We start from the raw sequence: 21,936 nt of genomic DNA on the forward strand, positions 1-21,936 counted from the left end.
CCTCATATGTACTATCAGTGTTTTATCGACAACAAATTCATCGACGCCTCAAACGGCGCGCGCATGCCGGTTATGAACCCCGCCACCGCAGAGCAGTGGGCCGAGGTTCCCGCCTGTACTGGTGACGATGTGACCCGTGCCTTGGAAAGCGCCCAGAAAGCGCAAAAATCTTGGGCCTTGCTGCCACCGATTGAACGCGCAAAACACATCTACGCCATTGCTGAAGGCCTTGAAAAGGAACGAGACCTCTTAGAAGAGTTGCTGGTCAAAGAGCAAGGCAAACCCCGCGCTGAAGCCGCTGGCGAAGTCACCGATACCATCCGTTACCTGACCTATTCTGCCGAGGCCGCCCGCCGTCTGCGCGGCGATATACTGCCGTCAGATAACCCGCGCGAACAGCTCTTTATCTATAAAGTGCCCTATGGGGTCACGCTGGGGCTTATGGCTTACAATTACCCGCTGGCTCTGATCGGTCGCAAAGTTGGTCCAGCGCTGGTGGCAGGCAACACAATGATCATCAAACCCCATGAAGCAACGCCGGTCACGGCCTCGTTCTTTTGCCGCATTGTGCAAGAAGCTGGCGTGCCACCAGGTGTAATCAATATGCTGACGGGCACCGGGGCCGAGGTTGGTGCTCCCCTGACTGAAAGCCCAATTGTGCGTATGATCACTCTGACCGGATCCATCCGCGCAGGTCAGATGATCGCCGAAGCATCGGCCAAAAACATCACAGCACTCTCGTTAGAACTTGGAGGCAGCGCGCCGTTCATAGTCTTAAAAGATGCCGACATCGATGCGGCCGTCGAAGCCGCCGTTGTAGCCCGCTTTGCTAACGCCGGTCAGGTTTGCATTTGCAATGAGACCGTTTTGGTAGAGGAAGCCATCGCCGATGAGTTCACTGAAAAACTTTTAAAGCGCGCAGCCGAGGTCAAATTGGGTGACCCTGCTACCAATGGTGGTATGGGGCCGGTTACCACACCAAGTGCCTTGCAACGCATCGAGAAAATCGTTGCCGACTCTGTTGCGGGTGGGGCCAAGGTTGCTTTGGGTGGGCGACGCCCAACTGACCCGGATTTTGCTGCCGGAAACTGGTACGAACCAACGGTTCTTGTCGATGCGACTGCGGAAACCGCGGCAGTTCAGCAAGAGATTTTTGGGCCCGTGCTGCCCATCGTCCGGGTTAAAGATTATGAGGACGCCTTAAACATCGCCAACGGCCGCCCCGATGGGCTGTCGGCCTATCTCTGGACGCAAAACCCCACCGTGTACATGGATGCAATCCAGCGATTGGAAACTGGCACAATCTTCCTGAATTCAGGCATCGTTGGCTATGTCCAAGGTTATCACAATGGCCACAAGCTCAGCGGTGTTGGTGGCGAAGATGGCACCCACGGCATCGAAGGCTATTTACAAAAACGCACGGTTTATCAGAAATTCTAATCTCCCTAAAAATCCCGGGCCCAGCCCAGAGCTGCCCGGGACCCATTCTTTTGTTTTAATTCAATTCTCCCAAGACCAAAGAAGCATTGTAGTCAATATCTAGCCAAGTTCTCTCGATATTACGCCCAAGCGACATCGCTCAAACCTTTCGAATTCGGCTTTACTTTGGTTTGTCAAACCATGCTTGGCACTAAGCACAGAACCCATTGCCTTATACGCTTGTTCCGCCAGAACATTATTTAGCCGCAACTTCAGAACTGCTGTCGAACCCCGTAACCACAACACGACTAGGCAGTGACGTTTCAAGACCAATCCGTTCAGCCCTTTGCGCTTCAAGTGAAGCTTTCTGGCGCACCGCTGAATATCGATCGATGCCAACCGCTGCGAGCAAGACCGATCCACGCACGATGTCATAAATATAGGGTGAGGCGTTCATCAGATTGAGACCGTTGTCAATTAACACCAGAAACACCGCCCCAATGACCGAGCCAACCACAGTGCCGGAACCCCCGGTCAATTTGGTGCCCCCAAGGATCACCGCGGCAATCACCGTAAATTCGATGCCGATGCCAATGCCGGACTGCAACCCACCAACCCGCGCCAATAAGATCAGCGCAGCGATGCCCGTCACCAAACCACTGAATGCGTAAACCAGGATCAATACCTTATTCACCGGTAGGTTGGTTTCTTTGGCAGAGCGTTCAGAATTGCCAATCGCACGGGTGTAAACGCCAAGCCGTGTGCGGTTTAGAACATAGACACCGACGATCAGCACCACGAGTAAAACCAAAATCGGTACGGGAATCCCAAAGATCCGCCCATTGCCCAAAAAGCCCATCTCACGCGGCACGGGAATATTCTGTGCTCCCGTCAAATGGATCGCGGCCCCACGATATATCGAATAGGTGGCTAAGGTGGTGATCAAAGGCGAAATCTTGAATTTCACAACCAAAAGCCCATTCAAGGCACCTAACAATGTGGCGCAGGTCAAAGTGACAGTGAACGCCAGAAAATAGTTTTCGGTGTCCATGTACAACTGCGCAAAAAGGGCCGAGGTCACAAACAGGATCGCCCCCACCGAAATATCAATTCCAGCAGTCAGGATGATAAACGTCATGCCAGTTGCCATAATTGCTGTAACGCTTGACTGAACTAATATCGCTTGGAAATTCGAAAGCGTTAGAAAGGCAGGTGAAACCACTGCGAGCACACCCGCCAAGACAATCGTCGCCATTGCAATCGCGACCCACTTTTGGCGAGACATCAGAGATCTAATTCTTTGCAACACTACTGCGCCTCCGCTGAGGCACTGGCGGCCAACGAGATTATCTTCACTGCGTCATAATTCTCTCTTTTGAACTCCCCGACCATTCGCCCTTTTCGCATGACCAACATGCGATGCGTTGTGTGCAAAAGTTCAGGAAGATCGGATGAGACAATGACAATTGTTTTGCCCATTCGTGCGAGTTCGGCAATCGCTGCGTGGATGTCAAATTTGGCACCAATATCAACGCCCTTAGTCGGCTCATCAAACAGCAAAATCTCTGGTTCCGTCGCCAGCCAGCGCCCGAGAAGCACCTTTTGCTGATTGCCTCCCGATAGGTCACTGACATCATTTTCGATATGTGGCACCGCAACATTCATCTGCTCGACAACTTCAGCAGACTTTTTCCGTTCACCACCGAAACCAAGCCCCAAAAAGCGTTTTTTCACAAACGCCTCGATTGCAGATGCGGAAAGGTTCTCTCGCACTGGGCGGTTCAAAAACAATCCATTTGTGCGACGATCCTCGGTAATATAGCAAAGCCCCTTGGCCTTCATCGCTGCGACGGAACGGTTCTTGATCACATTTCCACCAATCCGAATCTCGCCAGTTGCAGGCCGCAAACCAAATATTGCCTCAGCAACCTCGGTACGCCCAGCACCCATAAGCCCCGAAATCCCCAAAATCTCGCCGCGATGCACAGTGAAATTTATCTCGCTGAAATCCGCAGAGGACAGGCCAATAACTTCAAGTTCCGGCAGATCGGTTGGTTCCGGTAACTCAACTTGCGCATCTTTCAGAGTTCGTCCGACCATCAATTCTTCAAGCGAGCGCTGCGGTACATCGGCCAGAAGTCCGCGCCCTACTTGTTGTCCATCACGCAAAACAAGAAAACTGTCACAGACGCGGTAAATTTCTTCCATGAAGTGGGAAATAAATATAATCCCCAGCCCGCGAGCCTTGAGCTTGTCGATTATTGCAAAGAGTTTTTCGCGCTCAACCGCTGTCAAAGAAGTCGTCGGCTCATCCAAAATCAAAACTTTGTTCGCATGCAGCAATGCTTTGGCGATTTCGACCACTTGTTGCTTACCTGCGCCAAGAGTTTCGATCAAAGCCCGCGGATCTATTTCGATACCCAGAAAGTCGATCTGCTCTCGGGCAATATTTTCTGCCGCAGCCCAATTCACGTATGCCGAATGGCCAGGTAACTCAGATACACAGATATTCTCGGCCACGGTCAAAGACCCAAACAAAGAGAGTTCCTGATGCACTGCAGAGACCCCGTGATCAGCTGCGTTAATGCGCTCTACAGGCTTACCCTCAACCAATATCTCGCCTTCAGTTGGCGTCAAAAGCCCGCAAAGCATATTTTTGGTCGTAGACTTTCCGGCTCCATTTTCACCGACCAGGGCCAAGGCTTCCCCTGGATAAAGGTCAAATTCGACGCCATCGACTACAACTTTACCGGAAAATGCTTTCTTAAGGCCCCGCACTGAAATCGCAGGGTTGATCGCTTGCTTCTGCATTATGCGCTCCTCGCAGAACCAAGCCGCATGGCCAACCAAGTCCCCAAGAAAATCAATACGCCCTGAATGATCAATTGGTCATAGAATGGTATGCCAACTAGGTTCAGACCGTTGGTTAGAATTGCCAGGATCGCAACCCCGAGCAGCGTGCGTTCGACAGAACCTTCTCCGCCATTCATACCGGTTCCACCCAGTACAACCGCACCGATGATAATCAATAAAAGCGTATCGCCGACACCCGGAATAGCGTTGCCCAAGTTTGCGATAGAAATGAAACCTGCAACGCCCGCAAGAGCGCCAGCAAAGAGATACACGCTAAATTGGATAAATTGCGTGTTGATACCTGCGTGTCTTGCCGCTTCGACATTCGACCCAACCAGCATCACATGGCGGCCCCATTTTGTTTGCGACATAGCAATGCCTGACGCAAGAACGACACCCAAGGCAACAAGTGTAACAGCTGGAATCCCCACCCAAACCATAAATCCAAAATCAAGCATCCAATACGGCGTGCCCTTCACAGCGATGCCATGGCTCAACACAAAAGCAATGCCCCTTGCGATCAATTGCGTTGCCATTGTCGTAATAAAAGGCGTCAATCGGAAATAGCCGATGAGCACGCCATTCAGCGCGCCAAAAGAAATTCCGACGATGACAGCCGTGATTAGGCCCAAGGTCACATTATCAGTCTCTGCCATAACGATACCTGCGATCACCGCACTGGCGCTAATAACCGTAGAAATTGACAGATCGATTCCACCTGCCAAAAACACTACTGTCATGCCAATAGCGGCGATCAAGACCACAGCATTCGCGCCAAGCATGGCTTCGAAATTGCCGGTCGTCAGGAAATAGGGCGACAATAGCGAAAACCCTACCAGCAATACCGCGATCATTTGTAGTGCCGGGTAGGACTTCAAAAACTTCTGAAACGACTGCACAGGCTCAAACCTTCAGGGAATGGCAATGCGCCAATATCTGGCACATTGCTTGATTGGGAGAATTTACTTAGGGGCACCCCAAATTTTAGCTTTGTTCGCTTCTGCATCGGCGGCCGTGTAAAGATTGCCACCAACATAGTTTAGGCGCTCGACGGCGACCCCAGCCAGTATATTGGCGGCCAAATCGACAGCTTTGCGGCCCGTAGCCTCTGTCCCCATAACCACGAAAGCATCAGCAGTACCCGACAATACCGCTTGATAGCCATCATTTGAACCGTTCACACCGGTAATTACAACATGCCCGTCATCACTCATCGGTGCCAGTTTACCGAGATCCGCAAGAACAGTTTCAACCGCGGGAATATGAGTGTCAGTCGCAGCAAATACAGCAGCAACTTCTGGATTCGCTTGGAATGCGTTTTGAGTGCCGGATAGAGCCCGCGCGGAATCCCAATCTGTTGGAACTTCAATTAAATTAACATTTTCTAGTTTTGCAATGCCTTCGCGAAATCCTTTAGAGCGGTCAATGCCATTCTGGTCGTTCAATGCACCTATCAGTTCCACAATTGTGATCTGACCGGTTTTTCCGGAAAGCGCCTTTGCGGTATATTCCCCTGCCAATCGGCCATCTATCAAACTATCCGGACCCACAAAGGCTTGTACCACCCGGCTGTCGGGCAGATCACGGTCATATGCCACGACAGGAATGTCGGCGCGCTTTGCTGCCAGCAGGGCCCGTTCGATTGTGTTCTGGTCTACAGCACAAACGAGAATCGCGTCGACACCCTGAGCGATCAAAGATTGGATCTGGGCATTCTGCTGTTGTGCATCACCGTCTGCGACGACCTCGATGACATCATACCCACGATCTGATGCTTCAGCTTTGATGCCGTCATTCACTGCCACGCGGCTTTCAAAAAGTTGGTCTACCGAAAGGCCAATTGTGATGTCTGCATAGACTGCACTTGCAGTCATCATTGCGCTGGTTACCACCGCGCCGAAAATCTTCTTCATGATCTGTATTCCTCCAAAAAAGATCAACCGCAAAGAACTTGCTTTGCGGATTTTGCCAAACTCAATCATTAGTTGGCCCATTTTCATTAAAGCAAGTAATTTTTATATATGCAATAGTCGATCCACACCTACATAACTTCAACGCTATTTTCTGGGTCCCCTGGTCAAAATCGTTCACGTGCAAAACGGAAACCGAACTTGAATTTCTGCGCACAAATTTGAGCCCATGACTGTCAATATTCCGTGCCTAAGCCCCAATTTCAGCAACGGGTCTATCTATCTGAAAGTGTTATGAAAGTTTAGGAGTTAAAGCTTTAGATTATTGCTCATGAGGATGTTCTTGGTCTGCTGGTAATCATCTACCACCATCTTATGGCTATAAGTCCGTGCGATACTCGATTGGCTTGTTCATTTCCAGGTATGGTGATCGATCGTTGTGCATCCTCAGGCGCACGGTGGCTTAAGGGATTCTTAATCCATGCAGTACCCACTGGGATGAATGCTGAGGCAACGACACATCGCACGCACCGAAAACTACGGGCGATGCTCCGGCACGAACGCGTACTTTACCTTGCATCCCTTGCGAAGTATGCGGCCGCTTTTTTAGAATGTCGCGCTCCTCCGTCATCCGTGCCGGCTCACGCGTGAGCCGTCGGTTCTCGGCTTCATGCTCCACAGATGATGCCTTTGACGCGGCCTTGGCGTACACCTTCATCCATTTGTATAGCGAGTAGATGCTAACGCCTAACCGCTCTGAAACCTCCCGAACTGGATATCCACGTACCGAGATTTGATGCACCGCATCACGCTTGAAATCTTCCCTGAAATTTGGCTTCCCCATAACGGCCTCCTTGCCTCAAAATTTGGGAAGAAAGCGTCTATAATACTAGGGGCTATTCACCTTGAACGTAGCATGGTTGCAAGCGGAACCTAAAAACTCGCTTAAAGCGCAGTAAAACAACAATTTATTCAAGAATTTAACTCAATTCTGTAGTTTAACCCATTTCAAGCCCGATAATTGTGCTCAATATCTTGGTCGCATACGCAAAGTTTTAACATTGATCCGCTAATCCGTGCCGCCACTTAGAGAGGACCTTGGTGCGCCATCGCTGTCTTAATCGGCGGTGATGTCGTCCGGAGCACCTGGTCGACGGGGCGGCGGCAGATAACAAGCGCGACGAATGGGACTACTGGAGTAACGGTGTTGACGATCGCCTACGATGACCTGTGGCGCAGGCCTTCAGGGGCCTCGGAAGGTCTTACGTAGCACCCCTGACACCCGCACCGTCAACAACTGGGGCATAAACCAGGGCATTCCGGGGCCCGCTGTGGCCCATGGCGTCTTATTCTGCAATGTCTGTGATTAATGGCTGGGGTGGTAGGAGGCGCGAAAAGCACATCATTTTGGGGCAGAATTGGTAATCAAAACACCCTAACACGAACAGCCTTAACTTTATGCTCTACCCGAGCTCCCGACTCCGCTCTGCAGCAGCTGAAAGGCATCTCTTAAACATCTCAGCCAATCCGTTGCCTTGCGCCAAGAGGACCTCAAGTCCGGCTGCCGTCGTGCCATTCGGGGACGTAACTGTCTCGCGAAGGTGGCTTGGGTGCTCATTCAGCTCTTTCATAAGCGCACCGGCTCCAGTGACAGTAGAGGTGGCAAGGCGATTACTGATATCTGTTGAAAGGCCCAGACCTATCCCTGCCGCAATCAATGCCTCAGTCATGGCAAACACATAGGCCGGACCGGAACCACTTAGGGCCGTGACTGCATGTAGTTGCTCTTCGTCTTGCAACAACACGGTGTCACCCACCGTTGCAAAGATCATTTCTGCCGCATTCAACTGCGAGGCAAGCACATTACCATTTGGCACAAGCACAGTGATGCCCTTCCCAACGGCTGCTGGTGTGTTTGGCATGGCACGGACGATTGGCGTTTCTGCGCCAAGTAGGGTTTCAAAGGTTTCTATCAATGTGCCCGCGGCGATTGATATGAATAGTGTCGCGCCATTCCCATAAGCTTTCACATCTGGGATTGCCTCGCTCATAATTTGTGGTTTTGTCGCGATAACGGCGACGCTTGGGGCATTCGCGGGGAGTTGATTTAAAGTCACCCCCATGTCTTGAAGGCCCAAGAGCCAATCAGAGGGGCGTGGATCCATGACCGTGACTTGGTCGCAAGGCAAGCCCGCGTCGAGCCACCCGCGCAAAAGAGCGCTGCCCATTTTGCCACAGCCAAACAATAAAACGCCGTTATCGCCTACATTCATGCCTGCGCTGCCTTTTGCGCTGCAACGTCTTCAGCGACCAATTTTTTATAAAGTTCGCGAATTCTCAGCGTCATCGGTCCGGCCCCAACCTTGGTGCCAATTGGCTTGCCATCAATTTCTGCAATTGGCGTTTGCGCGCCAAACGTTCCAGTCAAAAACGCTTCGTCCGCACCATAGGTTTCATACAGAGAATAGTTCTTTTCTTTGACGGGAATATCGTTTTCCAGGCACAGATTGATGACCTTTTGGCGCGTCACACCGTTCATGCAATAGTCACCGGTAGAGGTCCAAACCTCACCGCGCCGAACGATGAAGAAGTTGCACGCATTCGTCGTGTTCACAAAACCATGCGGGTCTAGCATCAACGCTTCGTCTGCGCCGGCTTGCTCAGCTTGAAGGCTTCCAATCACGCAATTCAATTTGGAGTGGCTGTTGTACTTGGCGTCTTGGCTCATCGGCAGACCACGAACTTGCGGGACAGAAGCCAAGCGGATACCGCTGTTTAGCAGTGTTTCTGCAGGTTTGGAATGCTCGATGATCGCAACCACGGTTGGGCCAAATTTGCTAAGACCAGGATGCTGAAACGGCTTAGTTTTACGGCCCCGCGTGATCATCAACCGACAATGCGCATCAGAGGTCATTTCATTTGCTGCTGCCGTACGATTGAGCAAATCTTTGATGTCGTCAGGCGTCATATCCAATTGGATCGACACGGATTTAAGCGAGTTAAACAGGCGGTCCATGTGTTCATCAAAGAATGCCCACTGCCCATCATACAGTCGGATCCCTTCCCACATGCCATCGCCCAACATGAAACCGCTATCATATACCGATACCACGGCTTCGGCCTTGGGCACGATTTGCCCGTTTACATAGATCTTGATGTTGTCATTGCGCGTGTCGTGTTCGGCATCATGCGTTGAATGGCTCGGGGCTTGTTCGTCTATCATACGTCTCTCAAGTTTGGTTAATGCCCGATGACTTGCTCAAGGAATGTCTTGGCGCGATCATGCTGGGGGGTGTCAAAAAATGTGTCAGGTTTGGCCTCTTCGAGGATTTCCCCGTCAGCCATAAAGATAACGCGATCAGCGACTTCTCGCGCAAAACCCATTTCATGGGTCACGCAAAGCATCGTGATGCCTTCTTCGGCAAGGCTTACCATCACGTCGAGAACTTCAGCGATCATCTCAGGATCAAGGGCCGATGTTGGTTCGTCAAACAAAAGGATTTCTGGGTCCATGCAAAGCGCTCGGGCGATGGCAACACGTTGCTGCTGGCCGCCCGAAAGCTCTCCGGGATATTTCTGCGCTTGGTCCAGAATGCGCACCTTTTCCAAATGCTTAAGCGCGGTCGCTTCTGCCTCTGGGCGGGGGACGTTGCGCACGATCATTGGGGCGAGAACGCAGTTTTCCAAGATCGACATGTGGGGGAATAGATTAAAGTGCTGAAACACCATTCCCGCTTCTCGACGGATCGCTTCGATGTTTTCCAAGTCGTCATCAAGCTCTGTGCCCAGAACGTTGACGGACCCAATCTGAAACTCTTCGAGTGCATTGATACAGCGGATAAGCGTCGACTTACCCGAGCCTGAGGGGCCACAGATCACCAAGCGTTCGCCCTTGGCTACACTTAGATTGATGTCTTTCAGTGCGTGAAATGTACCGTAAAATTTGTGCATTCCAGCAATTTTCACGGCAGGTTCTTGTTGAGAATTTCCTGACATATTTGCTCCCTTCAGATCGCGCCAAGAATGGCGTCGGCCGTCATTACATCAAGGTGAGCACCGCCACCGTTTTTGAAAATTGTAACTTCCTTTTCAGACGTTCGCCCGGAATGGCCAGCAGCAAAATCGTAGAAGTCCGCAAGGACGTCTGATTCAGAAATGACACCTGCAGCAATCGGGATTATCAATTCCCCGATGTGGTGGATGGTGGTCTCGCGGCTGTCGACAAATATGCGACCCTTTTGTAGCAATGCATCATCTGCCTCCCGCATTTCAGCGCGGAATGCGCCGATCAGATCGACATGTGTGCCGGGTTGCACCCACTCCCCCATAAGTACGGGAGTGTTGGACATGGTCGCGGTGACAATGATGTCAGATTGCGATGCGGCTAAAGGCAGATCCTGGATGGCCCTCACACTAACCTGATCACTTTCAAAAGATTGCGCCAGCGCTTCGGCTTTTGAGTGTGTGCGGTTCCATATCAAAACCTGCCGCAGGGATGGGAACAATTGCGAATAGGCTGAGATCACATTACGAGCCACAGCACCTGCGCCGACCACCAGCAAAGTTTCACTGTCTGGCCGCGCCAAGTAACGTGCGCCGAGTGCGCTATCAGCAGCAGTTTTCAGATCAGTGACCAGACCGCTATCGATAACAGCGCGAAGGCCACCGTTGGAATGATCAAACAACAGCATGGCCCCTTGGACTGAGGGCAAACCCTGCGCAGGGTTTTGCGCAAAAACCGTTACACTTTTCACGCCATAGCCAAGGCCTTCGATCCAGGCTGATCGACTAAGCAAAGAGCTACCGGGCTCTCCCAAGAAAACGTCCTCGACCTTCGCCTTGGGCAGGCGGTGGCCTGCCTTCAGTGCCTCGGTCAAATTCAGCCAGTCCACCGGCGTGCTAAAATCGGTACGAGAGACATAGCGTGGCTGATTAGAGTGGGTCATTTCTTCACCACATCCATGAACTGGCGTGTGACGGCATGCTGGGGGTTGTTGAACATTTGATCGGGTATGCCCTGTTCGACAATTTCACCATCGGCCATCAGCAAAACAGAATCCGCAACGGCTTGGGCAAACCCCATTTCATGGGTCACACAGACAATGGTCATTTTTTCTTTGGCGAGCTCCTGCATGACATCCAACACCTCAGAGATCATTTCAGGGTCAAGTGCCGAAGTCGGTTCGTCAAACAGCATCACTTCAGGCTTCAGGCAAAGAGCCCGCGCCAAAGCGACACGTTGTTTTTGACCGCCTGACAATTGATCGGGATACTTGTCAGCATGAATATCGACATGCATCTTTTTCAACTGATCCATGGCTTCGACTGTGGCCGCCGCCCGGCCACGCCCAACAGAACGCATCTGAGGAAGAACACAATTCTCCAAGATTGTTAGATGCGGGAAGAGATTAAAATTTTGAAACACCATACCAACCTTTTTGCGCACGGCTTCCAGGTTTCTCGTGTCATCAGCGATATCTAAGCCAAGGACTTCGAGCTGCCCCGAAGCGATACTTTCAAGGCCGTTCATTGTCCGGATCAGAGTCGATTTCCCCGATCCAGAAGGCCCGCAAACCACCAGAGTTTGACCTTTTGGTATATCAAGGTTGATCTCTTTTAGGGCATGATGCGTGCCGTAGTATTTGTTTACGGATTTAACCGAAATCGCGGTATCAAGCATGACCAACCCTCATTCTGTTTTCCAGCCAAGCGCCATAGCGCGACAGACCAAAGACGAAGACGAAATATACCAAGGCTAAAAAGACGTAGACCTCTACAAATTGTTCGGTCCATTCCCCACCGCCAATGGCGGCATTGCCCGACGCCATGACCTCAAAGAACCCGATGATTGTTACGATCGAGGTTTCTTTAAAGGTGATAACCGCTTGGTTGATGGTTGATGGCAACGTGTTGCGAAACGCTTGCGGCAGCAGGATGTCTACCACCAGCGACCAGTATGGCATGCCCAAAGCAGCAGCGGCTTCTTCCTGACCTTGCGACGTAGACTGTAAACCTGCACGAATGATTTCAGCTTGGTAAACAGCAAAGAAGACAGCAAAGGCAATCACAACACGCCCAAGTTTGTTGCCCTCAAGCCAATCGGGCACGAGCAATGGCACAACTACAGCAGCAGCGAACAAGACAGCCAAGAGTGGCAACGACCGAACCAAATCGATAAATAGCCCAGCTCCCTTTGCGATCACTGGCAAGCTAGAGCGTCGGGCCAATGCGAAGACAACAGCCAGCGGCATGCCGAGAACGAAAACCGCAGAGAAGATAAAGATCGTAAGTGACAATCCACCCCACTGTTCCGAAGTCACCAGCGGCAAACCAGCAAAGCCACCACGCATCAGCAGAACAAAAGCGCCGAACCCGATAACCCAAAGGGCTGGTAGCTTTTTAATTGACCATAAGGATGGCAGGCACGAAAGGCCAATTGTCAGGATCACGACCAAGCAGGCCAAGGTTGACCGCCACTGTTCATCGTAAGGATAGAGGCCAAACATTATCAAACGGCCTCGATCTTGGATAACGGCCCAACAGGCACCTGCGCCGTGACCGCAGTGTTCTTTGTCATCGACGGACCAGATGGCATCCAAGACGGCCCAATTGGAAAGCTTTACACAAATCCAGATAAGCAGGGCGCCAAAGAGGACGGAAAACACTGAGTTGAGCCAAGTGGAGAAGAAGTGTTTCTTCAACCAATTGCCAAAACCCTGTTTTGGTAACGGAGGGACAACTGAAGTAGACATGCTAGCTTCTCCCTTTGAGTTTTAGGCGTGAGTTCAACAGGTTCATTGCAAAACCGATGGAGTAGTTCACAACAATGAAGCCCCCCATTAACAGAGCCAAAAGCTCCATGGTTTGGCCGGACTGGTTGATCGACGTAGATACAATGGCAAAGTAGTCTGGATATCCGATGGCAATGCCAACGGTCGTCCCTTTCATGAGCCAAACATACTGGTTGGACAGCGATGGCAGCATCGCACGGAAAGCCAGCGGAATACGGATATAACGGTTGATCTGGAACGACGACATGCCCAGCGCAGACCCGGCTTCCAGCTTGCCCTTATCAACGGAGATAAGCCCGCCACGGATGATCTCACCAATGTAAGACGCGCCGAATAGAGTCAGACCAATCAAAAGCGCAGAAAATTCAGGTTTCAGGGAAACGCCACCGACAAAACGTAGACCTTTTAGCTCCGGCACAGACCACAAAGCAACATCAGCTTCCCGTCCGGTCATTAGCAAAACTACAAAAAGCGCGACAGCAGCCAGTATCGCAAGCGGTAGGCGCAATCCGGTTTTTTTGAATTTAAAAGACTTCAGTCCAAATCCGATCGCAACACAGCCGATCAAGAAAAGAACGATATCCAAACCAGACAAGCTAGGGGCCGGTAGCATTAAACCCCGATTGGAAAAGAACGCCATGTCTGCAAGTGAATATGCCTGACGTGGCCCTGGCAAATGCGTTAAAATAGCGTACCAGAAAAAGACTTGCAGAATGACCGGCACGTTGCGGAACACTTCAACATAAGTGGTGCCAACCAGCTTCATCAAACTGTTGCTCGAGATGCGCATCAACGCCAAAAACAAACCAAGCAGCGTTGCGAAAAATAGGGTCATGAACCCGACAAGCAGCGTATTCAGCAAACCAGCGAAAAGCACTTGCGTGTATGTGGATCTCGGTCCGACATCGGTTAGGGAAAAACTAACAGGCCATCCTGTGGTTTGGTTTAGAAACCCAAATCCGGTCGCAATACCCTGATCGGCGATATTCGTGCGCCCAACGATGATCATTGCGAGAATGAGCAATACCACTACAGTAACGAACATTACTTGCACTGCAGTTCTTCTGAATTTTTGTGAGGTAAAGAGCGTGGTCATGATGGCCCCTTTTTCTGGAAAAAAAAGGGCGCGCACGGAGCGCGCCCAATCGGGGATTAGTCAAGAACCAGCGGGTAAAGCAGACCGCCATTGTTCCAGAGGTTGTTCAAGCCACGTGGTAGTTTGTAGCGAGAGCCGTCGCCGACGGTACGGTCGTAAATTTGACCATAGTTACCAACGGTTTTAATCACGTTGTAAGCCCAGTCATCTTGCAGACCAAGACGCGTGCCCACGCCAGGTGTCACACCCAGCAAACGCTCAACCGTTGCCGACGGTGGGTTGGCTTTCATTTCGTCAACGTTTTCAGACGTGATACCGTTTTCTTCTGCCAGCAGCAGAGCAGTTACCATCCAGTTGATGACATCAAGGAAATCATCCTCGCCTTGGCGAACAACAATGCCTTCTGGCTCTAGCTTGATAACATCGCCAATGATTGTGAAATCATCCGGGTTTGGTGCATTTACGCGCGTTGACGACAGGAACGGGCCAAAGCCAGCTATCGCATCACAACGTCCAGCATATAGGGCAGCACGCAACTCTTCGCCTTTTTCAAACGACAGCGGTTGATATTCGATGCCGTTGGTTTCCATGTAGTCAGCCAGAACGCGTTCTACCGTTGTCCCCGCATTGACGCAGAATACGCCGCCTGCGAGATCAGAGATGCTTTCTGCACTCAAATCAGACCGGGACATCACATAGAAGGGGCCGATGAAGTATGGGCGGGAGTATTGCAGGCCCAGCTCGGTATCCCGTGTCATAGTCCAACCGGTCACTTTGATAATGACATCAATATCACCAGATTGGATCGCTGGGAAACGCTGCGCCCAGCTGATTGGAATGATTTGTGCTTTGTCAGGGCTGCCCAAGATGGCGGTTGCCAGCGCACGACACATTTCGATGTCAAAACCCTGCCATTCGCCCTGCGCGTCAACTTCGGCAAATCCAAGATAGCTGCCGTTGTGGCCCGTGCAAAGCAGGCTGTCGCGTGCTTTGATCTCGCCCAACACACCTTCATCTTGTGCCTGCGCAGAGGTTGCACCGGCAAATGCCAGCGATGCAACAGTTGCAAGTTTCATTAGTTTATTAAGCATGTAACTCTCCGTTGGTATTTTGAATTTTAGGATGGCCTTGTTGGCTCTTGGACAAATTGTCAGTGAGTGGTTTCAAAATGCACCGTCACCTGATCCTTAGGCAGGAAGCACCCAAGTCCTGAAATTTTCGGAAGTGAAAACTGACCAGGCGAGCCAGATGACGATACAAAGTTGAGCTGCTCGAAGAACACCTGATGAACGTAGTGACGTTCAACATGCGCAATGTCTTTGCTAGCCGCTGCCAAATGGCAGGCAGCGATCAGAGCAACTGAGGTCGACGAAACTTCGAGCGTTAAGCGAGTTTCACTATTGGCGATAAGGCGCTGCAATTCTTGAACACGGGAGATCCCTCCCACTGCAACCGGGGCCGTCTGAAGAAACGGAACCATAACCTCCTCGACTAATTTTTGGTGGAGCTCATCACGATATTCAGCCTCGGTGGCCATCAACGGGACTCCATTCTTAACCAGCGTTGTCATGCCTGCGTAATCATGTGCCGCGACAGGCGATTGAAATGCCTCGATGCGATCGCGCGGCAACGCATCAAAGAGCCGCAAAGCTTGGTCAGCAGAGTACTTGTAAACCCCATCGACAATGAGCTTGTAAGGTTCAGGCAGCGCTGCCAACGCGGCCATCACCCGCTGGACGTCATCCTCAATGGGCAGCGCACCAACCTTCATCTTCAAAACCTGAAAACCCGCATCAGCCATAGATCGCATTTCGGCCTGTAAATCTTGCAGGGTTTTCTGCTGACCATAGAGGCCACCACTGCCATACAGTTGGAACTCACCAGCCGCGTTCGGATCAATAGCTTGCCAAAGGGGTACGTCTGAACTTTGCGCTTTCAGATCCCAGATTGCGATATCAATGCCTGACAATGCGGACATCAACATGCCATGACGCGCCGTCAAAGTGGCGCGGACAATTTGTTGCTGCGCCACATCAAACGCGTCTTCAACAGCAATGCCAACGAAATGAGGAATAACTTCTGTGCGCAAGAACGCCATAAGCGCGTCGGGTGCTGTGTCAAAACACCAACACTCACCCAATCCCACCTGCCCATTGCTATCAACAATCTCGACAAAGACCGCATACTTTTGGGTCCAGCGGATTGCAGGATTCCAGATTTTACCACCCAGATCATTGCAATGAGAAGAGACTCGAATTTGACTGATCGTGGTCACGGGCGTGTCCTTGCGCCACGGGAATCGGTCGTTTCGAACTGAAAGTCATCGTCAGATCTATATTGCAAAGCCTTCAGAAAGCGGTCGTGGAATTGAAGCGTGTGTTCGTGCGCAATGCGATCTGCCAAGGCAACATCTTGCGCTTCGATGGCATCAACAAAGTCGTCATGTTGATCATCCAAGACATCCCAACGCCCCTGTGCATCCAAAAAGTTAATGTGGATGTGCAACAAACGTCGCGCCTCCGATAAGAGCTCGCCATACTGGCGCACGACGTATGGATTTTTTCCCGCAAGAGCGACAGCGTTGTGAAACTCAAAGTTCGCCTGAAGGGTTTCAAACGCTTTCGCAGAGTGAACAGCGTCACGATATTGGTCTGATAACTTACGCAAGTTGACCAAGTCACCTGCGCTGCGATTGCGAGCTGCAAGGCGGGTTGCATAGCGCTGTTGTAAATCCAACGCCTCTATGAAGTTTGAGAAGTTCATCAAATCAACAGGGGCAACGATGGTCGTTCGGTTTGGCAATGCCTCCACCAAACGTTCCGCCAGCAACCGATTGAGAACTTCGCGAATGGGCGACCGAGAAACGTTGAAACGCTTGGAAAGCCCTGTCTCATCAAGAGGCGTACCTGGTTCCAACGCCAACGTTAGAATCTCGCGACGCAGCACATTGCAAATCTCAGTCGCGGCCGAGCCACGTTGATAAGACTTGGTTTCAGTCATGTGTTTTCCACCCTCAAAGTAAAAATAAGCACGCGCTCGAATCATTGCATACAATCTGCATGCAATATGACAAGGCAGAGAACTTGTGTCTACCCAAGTTCAAATAAGAATTATTAGTTATTACTTACAGTAAGTTAAAGTAAAATCCCCCGTCTCTTTATATAGATAAGGCTTAGATCCACTCTTCAGCCGCGTTAATGAGTTCATCGATTCTTTACGATGAAGTTGCCGTTTAAACTTGAAATGCCTGCTTACTAGGATAGGCGAGCAAAGAGCATCGCCGACAGACAGCTGGTGGAAACAACAGTAGCAAAAGTAACTTCGCTCAATGCCCCCTTTGGGCCGACTACATCAACTTTCAAAAGGTAGAGACGGCTATTATTTGAATTCCGCTTCTTAGCGCGGAACTGAAACCGATGCGAAACGCAGCGAAAGTCAGCTATCCGCCCGTTGTGAAATTCGTTTGTGATCGCTTTGTGCTGGCATCGGCAGAGGAGAAGATCCGCATTGTGCTGGCTGGGATGCGCGGTGAAGAAAGCATATCAGCGCTGTGCCGTCGGGAAGGCATCGCGGAGAGCCTGTATTACAATTGGTTGAAAGAGTTACTCAAAGCAGGCAAACGCCGCCGATCTGACGCTTGAGAACCGCCTTCTCAAAATTTCACAAAGTTACTAAGTGCGCTTCGATAAGTGGTTTCAAGTCCGTGAGAGTGACCCCGAGAGTTTTCCAGCTGAAACCAGGGCTTGCACTTCGACGATCATTGTCTCGCGCACAGCCTGCACGGCCTCAGACATGACCCGATCAGGCAACCAGCACAACGAATGCACGCGGGAAACCGACGGCTCGATGACAGGCCGGGCCCATAAATGCCGCGCGGCGATCCGATCAAGCCAATATGTTGTCGGCACGATGCTACACGCAAGTCCCTTTTCGACCAGAGCCCCAATGACGTTGATACTGCCGGTTTGATATTTGACATTCAAAGTGGTGCCGATGCCACGTGCCGTATCTTCCAACCGGCGTCGCAAATCGTGGCTGTGAAATGGCAGGACAAGCGGTTGCGCTGCGGCCTCCGAGAAAGAAATGGGCTTGGAGCTTTCGCCTTGATTCGCGCGGCTAACAAAGTGGAATGACTCCTCAAACAACGGCACAGATTGGACTTCGGGCAGGTCCGTGGCGGCATTGGGGATGACAGCCAGATCGGCCGCCTCGCGCATCAAAGCAACCCCTGCCGACTCGGAAGAATGGTCGCCGATATGCAACGCAACCTTGGGATATTCTTTCTCTATGCGTGGATAGAGGTCCACGGCGAGCGCCGGTGCGAGCGACGCAACCACTGCGAGTTCTACACTTCCTGAAACGTCATCATCCCCGTATTGAATAGCTGTTTTTATGGCCTCGATACGACGAATAACTTCTGCCGCTTCGACGCGCAGTTTCTTGCCGGCTGTGGTAAGGGTGACACCCCGAGAGTGTCGCTCAAATAACGACACCTGAAGTTCGTGTTCAAGTTGCTGGATCTGCTTGCTGAGCGCGGGTTGTGCAATGCCCAACTCCAGCGCTGCGCCAGACATCGACCCTTCGCGGCAGATTGATAAAAACTGGTAGAGTTGGCGCGGACGCAAGTGACTTCTCCTATAACCAAAAGGGAATATCTAATATAGTAAAGTAATATTTCCAGGTCTATCTACTATTTAATAACGTCGGGTTTGTTCAACGTCGTTGAGCGAAAGGGAGGAACTATGAAAACGCTTTTATCTGCCGCCGCTGCGGCCATTCTAACCGTGTCATCAGCTTATGCCGACTGGGCACCGGAGGGACCTGTCAAGGTGCTCATCGGTTTCCGAGCAGGTGGCGGAGCAGATACCATGGCACGCCTGATCGCCGAGGATCTCAATACGGAATTTGGCTGGAGCGTCCTGCCAGAAAATGTCACCGGTGCGGGTGGCGCTGTGATGGCTCGTCAGCTCAGTGCATCGCCTGCCGACGGGTTGACCATCGGGATCGGAATTACGGACACATTTGCCTATGGCATGCTCGCGGCGCGTGATGCCGGGTATGAATTGGACGATTTCACTTATCTTTCAACGCTCGCCGGTACACAGATGGGGATCGTGGCCAAATCGGATCGAGGCTGGACGTCGATGTCCGACGTCATCTCTGCCGTCAATTCTGGCGAAGAAATCTCTTTTGGGACGATGACACCCCGTCTTGCTGATGGTGCCTATTTCATCGGCTTAACCAATGATGTCGAGTTTAACATTGTTTCTAGCTATACTGGCGGGCGGGATGTGTTGAACGCAATCAACGCGGATGATGTCGACATTGGCTGGGTGGCAGGTCCACAGGCGGCTGGCGTCACTTCAGGTGATCTTGTCAACTTGGCAAACGGCGAAGATCAACCGCTCAAAGCGTCTCCTGAGGCCCAGACTTTGGCAGACATTGGCGTGGATTACTTTTTTGGGGCGACGTTTGTCGCTGTCGCACCGGCGGGATTACCCGAGGATGCACAAACGGCCCTCAGCGAGGCGATTGCTCGGGTCGTTCAGCAAGAAGGCACCAAGTCCAATGAGTTTATCACGCGGGTATTTGCGCTAAAGGTCCGGACGGGTTCTGACGCATATGACTATGTGAGCGGTGAGCTCAGCGATGCAGAAGCATTGTTGGAAGCCACAGCAAACTAATTCAAACAATAGGGCGGCGAGGTCATGAACCAGTCAAAAAAACGCTATGATTTTTTTATCAGTCTTGTTGGAATTGTTCTCGCCCTCCTTACTCTCTTCGTGTGGATTCCCACCGACATCGACACAGGAGTAATCGACGTCTGGCGCCGCTCCGTGCGGATCGGCGATGCGATGCTGCCAACTTTTGCCGCCGTTGTGATTTTGGGATCAAGCACCGTGATTGGCTTACGTGCATTGCATGGTCGTGCCACTGGTGGCGCGCGCGCCATGTCATTGGAATTTATGGCGATGGTCTTGGCGGTCTTTATCGTCAGCATTGCCGTCATGTGGCACGCAGGACCTGCCTTGGTCAGCCTATGGTTCTCCGGCGACACGTCTTATCGGTCGCTGATTGATACGGTGCCATGGAATTTTACCGGCTTTGTCCTGGGGGGCGCACTGATGATCTTTGGCTTTATCGCTATCGCGCGCCATCGCGTTGAAAGGCGAGATCTAGGCATCGCGCTCGTGGCGACAATTTTTATTGCCCTGCTCTATGCTGTGCCCTTCGACAACCTGTACCTGCCACCGAACGGTGACTTCTAATGGGGGTCTTTGAGTATATTTTCGCAGGGGTGATCGAAGCCTTCTTTGGCAATCCAGCGATTGTTCTGGGGCCAATTGTCCTGTCTTGGCCGATCATACTTGTGGCGCTTGGCTTCTTTATCGGTGTTCTGATCGGTGCGACGCCCGGCCTGTCCGGCCCGTTTGCGATGGCGTTGGCGCTGCCTATTCTCATCTCGATTTTCGGATTTTCGCCCGACGCTCTGTTACCAGTTCTAGGGTTTCTGGTGGGTGTCATGAAAGGCGCAACAGTTGGTGGGGCCGTGCCCGCAATCCTGTTCAATACACCGGGCACGCCTGATGCGTTCATGACCACACTCGATGGATATCCAATGGCCAAAAACGCCCAAGGCGGCAAGGCGCTGCGGGTGGCGCATTTCGCCTCTGTCAGCGGGGATACTTTCTCGGACATCGTGTTGTTTGTCTGCGCCCCATTTCTCGCCATCACCATCGAAGTTTATTTGGGTTTGCCGGAAAAAGCCGCGCTCATGATTTTGTCCTTATCCTTTGTCGCCGTTGTTGTTGGAAACGATACATATAAGGGTCTTTTGGCCGCCTGCTTTGGTCTTTTGGTCGCGTCAATTGCCACGGGTTCTGACAACTACCCGCGCCTGTCTATGGGCAGCGATGTCCTCGCCTCTGGCTTGTCAACAATTGCGGTTGTGATCGGCGTTTTGGTTGTCGGCGAGATCTTTGTCAGTCTTGAAGACATGTGGCGTTCGGCGCGTGAAAAACGTGCAGAACTCGCGGCCCAAGATCCCGGTGATAGCACCCTTTCCATGGCAGAGCGGCGCAAACTTTTGCCCTTCATTGGCATTTCGATGACGATCGGAACAATTGTTGGCGCGCTGCCGGGTATTGGCACCACGCTTGCCGCCGCGCTTGGCTATACGACGGGGCGTAAAATATACAAAGGGACACCTGCGTTTGGTGAAGGAGCCCCAGAGGGCATCGCCGCGACTGAGGCCGCCAATTCTGCGGTCTCCGGTGCCAATCTTATTCCGGCCCTGAGCCTTGGCATTCCGGGCAACGTCGCCGCCGTCTTTATCATTCTGGCCGCAGACACCATCGGCGGGTTCAATCCAGGGCCATCCGTCTTTCGGTTCACCCAAGACAGTGTGAACCCTGAACTCGTGATCGCCTTTGCTTTGTTTACACTGATGGTTGTCGCAAATCTGTTGAACTGGACCACAGGGGCTTGGTTTATGCGGATGTTGAGCGGCTTGATCCGTATTCCAAAGCAGGTCCTGCTGCCTATTGTTCTGCTCCTGACCATCACATCTATCTATGTGCAGGGCAGCAATATGAACGACGTTTGTGTGCTGCTGGTTTTCGGGGCCATTGGATATCTGATGCGTTCCAGTGGGATCCCCGTCCTACCCTTCGTGATCGCCTATATCCTAGCGCGACCGTTGGAATCCACGATCCGCAACGCCTTTGAAGCGACCGGCAGCGATCCTTGGTTCCTCTTTCATGGCTTTATTGCCCCGACGTTACTCGTTCTGGCTGCCGCGATTGTCCTTGGCGCGGGCTGGTTGCGCGGCGGATCAAACAAAAAACAATAACAAAGGCCGCTGTGT

At 51.7% G+C, this 21,936-nt stretch carries 19 protein-coding genes and 2 pseudogenes; 5 read left to right on the forward strand and 16 right to left on the reverse strand.

From position 1 onward, the window contains the following. Positions 1-6 precede the first annotated feature (6 nt). Positions 7-1,440 (forward strand): aldehyde dehydrogenase family protein, encoded by a 1,434-nt coding sequence (locus ABXG94_RS09025; RefSeq protein ID WP_353533639.1) that lies wholly within the window; start codon positions 7-9, stop codon positions 1,438-1,440. Positions 1,441-1,675: 235 nt separating this feature from the next. Here ABXG94_RS09025 and ABXG94_RS09030 read toward each other — a convergent pair whose 3' ends face one another. From ABXG94_RS09030 to ABXG94_RS09100, 15 genes and pseudogenes are all read right to left on the reverse strand, one after another. Beyond that, complete coding sequence (locus ABXG94_RS09030) at positions 1,676-2,704, reverse strand: ABC transporter permease (protein WP_353533641.1); 1,029 nt, start codon at positions 2,702-2,704, stop codon at positions 1,676-1,678. A gap of 23 nt (positions 2,705-2,727) precedes the next feature. After that, complete coding sequence (locus tag ABXG94_RS09035) at positions 2,728-4,230, reverse strand: sugar ABC transporter ATP-binding protein (RefSeq protein ID WP_353533642.1); 1,503 nt, start codon at positions 4,228-4,230, stop codon at positions 2,728-2,730. After that, positions 4,230-5,126: an ABC transporter permease gene (locus tag ABXG94_RS09040; RefSeq protein WP_353533644.1), complete on the reverse strand. Its 897-nt coding sequence runs from the start codon at positions 5,124-5,126 to the stop codon at positions 4,230-4,232. Before ABXG94_RS09040 ends, ABXG94_RS09035 begins: the two co-directional genes overlap by 1 nt. 108 nt (positions 5,127-5,234) lie before the next feature. After that, positions 5,235-6,185 (reverse strand): sugar ABC transporter substrate-binding protein, encoded by a 951-nt coding sequence (locus tag ABXG94_RS09045; RefSeq protein ID WP_353533646.1) that lies wholly within the window; start codon positions 6,183-6,185, stop codon positions 5,235-5,237. Between the two features lie 431 nt (positions 6,186-6,616). Next, positions 6,617-7,026 (reverse strand): annotated as a pseudogene (locus tag ABXG94_RS09050) (transposase); the annotation flags it as partial. 619 nt (positions 7,027-7,645) lie between these two features. Then, a complete protein-coding gene (gene proC / locus ABXG94_RS09055; protein WP_353533647.1) occupies positions 7,646-8,455 on the reverse strand; it encodes a pyrroline-5-carboxylate reductase in 810 nt (269 codons plus the stop codon). Further along, positions 8,452-9,405: an aminotransferase class IV gene (locus ABXG94_RS09060; protein WP_353533648.1), complete on the reverse strand. Its 954-nt coding sequence runs from the start codon at positions 9,403-9,405 to the stop codon at positions 8,452-8,454. Before ABXG94_RS09060 ends, proC begins: the two co-directional genes overlap by 4 nt. 17 nt (positions 9,406-9,422) lie before the next feature. Beyond that, positions 9,423-10,178 carry an amino acid ABC transporter ATP-binding protein gene (locus tag ABXG94_RS09065; RefSeq protein WP_353533650.1) on the reverse strand — a complete coding sequence of 252 codons (756 nt, stop codon included), beginning with the start codon at positions 10,176-10,178 and terminating at the stop codon, positions 9,423-9,425. Positions 10,179-10,189: 11 nt separating this feature from the next. Further along, positions 10,190-11,128 carry an ornithine cyclodeaminase family protein gene (locus ABXG94_RS09070; RefSeq protein ID WP_353533652.1) on the reverse strand — a complete coding sequence of 313 codons (939 nt, stop codon included), beginning with the start codon at positions 11,126-11,128 and terminating at the stop codon, positions 10,190-10,192. Next, complete coding sequence (locus tag ABXG94_RS09075; RefSeq protein ID WP_353533653.1) at positions 11,125-11,862, reverse strand: amino acid ABC transporter ATP-binding protein; 738 nt, start codon at positions 11,860-11,862, stop codon at positions 11,125-11,127. The genes ABXG94_RS09070 and ABXG94_RS09075 overlap by 4 nt, the downstream gene beginning before the upstream one ends. Continuing rightward, complete coding sequence (locus tag ABXG94_RS09080) at positions 11,855-12,934, reverse strand: amino acid ABC transporter permease (RefSeq protein ID WP_353533655.1); 1,080 nt, start codon at positions 12,932-12,934, stop codon at positions 11,855-11,857. The genes ABXG94_RS09075 and ABXG94_RS09080 overlap by 8 nt, the downstream gene beginning before the upstream one ends. Before the next feature lies 1 nt (position 12,935). After that, entirely contained in the window at positions 12,936-14,069 is a 1,134-nt protein-coding gene (locus ABXG94_RS09085; protein ID WP_353533656.1) for an ABC transporter permease subunit, read from the reverse strand. A gap of 56 nt (positions 14,070-14,125) precedes the next feature. After that, positions 14,126-15,160: a transporter substrate-binding domain-containing protein gene (locus ABXG94_RS09090; protein ID WP_353533657.1), complete on the reverse strand. Its 1,035-nt coding sequence runs from the start codon at positions 15,158-15,160 to the stop codon at positions 14,126-14,128. Positions 15,161-15,219: 59 nt separating this feature from the next. Then, entirely contained in the window at positions 15,220-16,344 is a 1,125-nt protein-coding gene (locus ABXG94_RS09095) for a mandelate racemase/muconate lactonizing enzyme family protein (RefSeq protein WP_353533659.1), read from the reverse strand. Then, positions 16,341-17,069, reverse strand: coding sequence for a GntR family transcriptional regulator (locus ABXG94_RS09100; RefSeq protein WP_353533660.1), 729 nt, complete (start codon positions 17,067-17,069; stop codon positions 16,341-16,343). The genes ABXG94_RS09095 and ABXG94_RS09100 overlap by 4 nt, the downstream gene beginning before the upstream one ends. Positions 17,070-17,554: 485 nt before the next feature. On the opposite strand from ABXG94_RS09100, the pseudogene ABXG94_RS09105 reads away from it, so the two are divergent. Continuing rightward, positions 17,555-17,695, forward strand: a pseudogene (locus tag ABXG94_RS09105) (transposase); the annotation flags it as partial. 69 nt (positions 17,696-17,764) lie between these two features. Here the strand turns inward: ABXG94_RS09105 and ABXG94_RS09110 are convergent. Beyond that, on the reverse strand, positions 17,765-18,694 hold the full coding sequence (locus tag ABXG94_RS09110) for a LysR family transcriptional regulator (protein WP_353533661.1): 930 nt from the start codon (positions 18,692-18,694) through the stop codon (positions 17,765-17,767). 117 nt (positions 18,695-18,811) lie between these two features. Between ABXG94_RS09110 and ABXG94_RS09115 the strand changes: the two genes are divergently transcribed. The 3 genes from ABXG94_RS09115 to ABXG94_RS09125 are packed head-to-tail and all read left to right on the forward strand — an operon-like array spanning position 18,812 to position 21,921. Then, complete coding sequence (locus ABXG94_RS09115) at positions 18,812-19,753, forward strand: tripartite tricarboxylate transporter substrate-binding protein (RefSeq protein WP_353533662.1); 942 nt, start codon at positions 18,812-18,814, stop codon at positions 19,751-19,753. A gap of 24 nt (positions 19,754-19,777) precedes the next feature. Beyond that, positions 19,778-20,338: a hypothetical protein gene (locus ABXG94_RS09120; RefSeq protein ID WP_353533664.1), complete on the forward strand. Its 561-nt coding sequence runs from the start codon at positions 19,778-19,780 to the stop codon at positions 20,336-20,338. Further along, a complete protein-coding gene (locus tag ABXG94_RS09125) occupies positions 20,338-21,921 on the forward strand; it encodes a tripartite tricarboxylate transporter permease (RefSeq protein ID WP_353533665.1) in 1,584 nt (527 codons plus the stop codon). The genes ABXG94_RS09120 and ABXG94_RS09125 overlap by 1 nt, the downstream gene beginning before the upstream one ends. The last annotated feature ends 15 nt before the right edge of the window (positions 21,922-21,936 follow it).

Source organism: Cognatishimia sp. WU-CL00825 (assembly GCF_040364665.1).
Taxonomy (GTDB): domain Bacteria; phylum Pseudomonadota; class Alphaproteobacteria; order Rhodobacterales; family Rhodobacteraceae; genus Cognatishimia.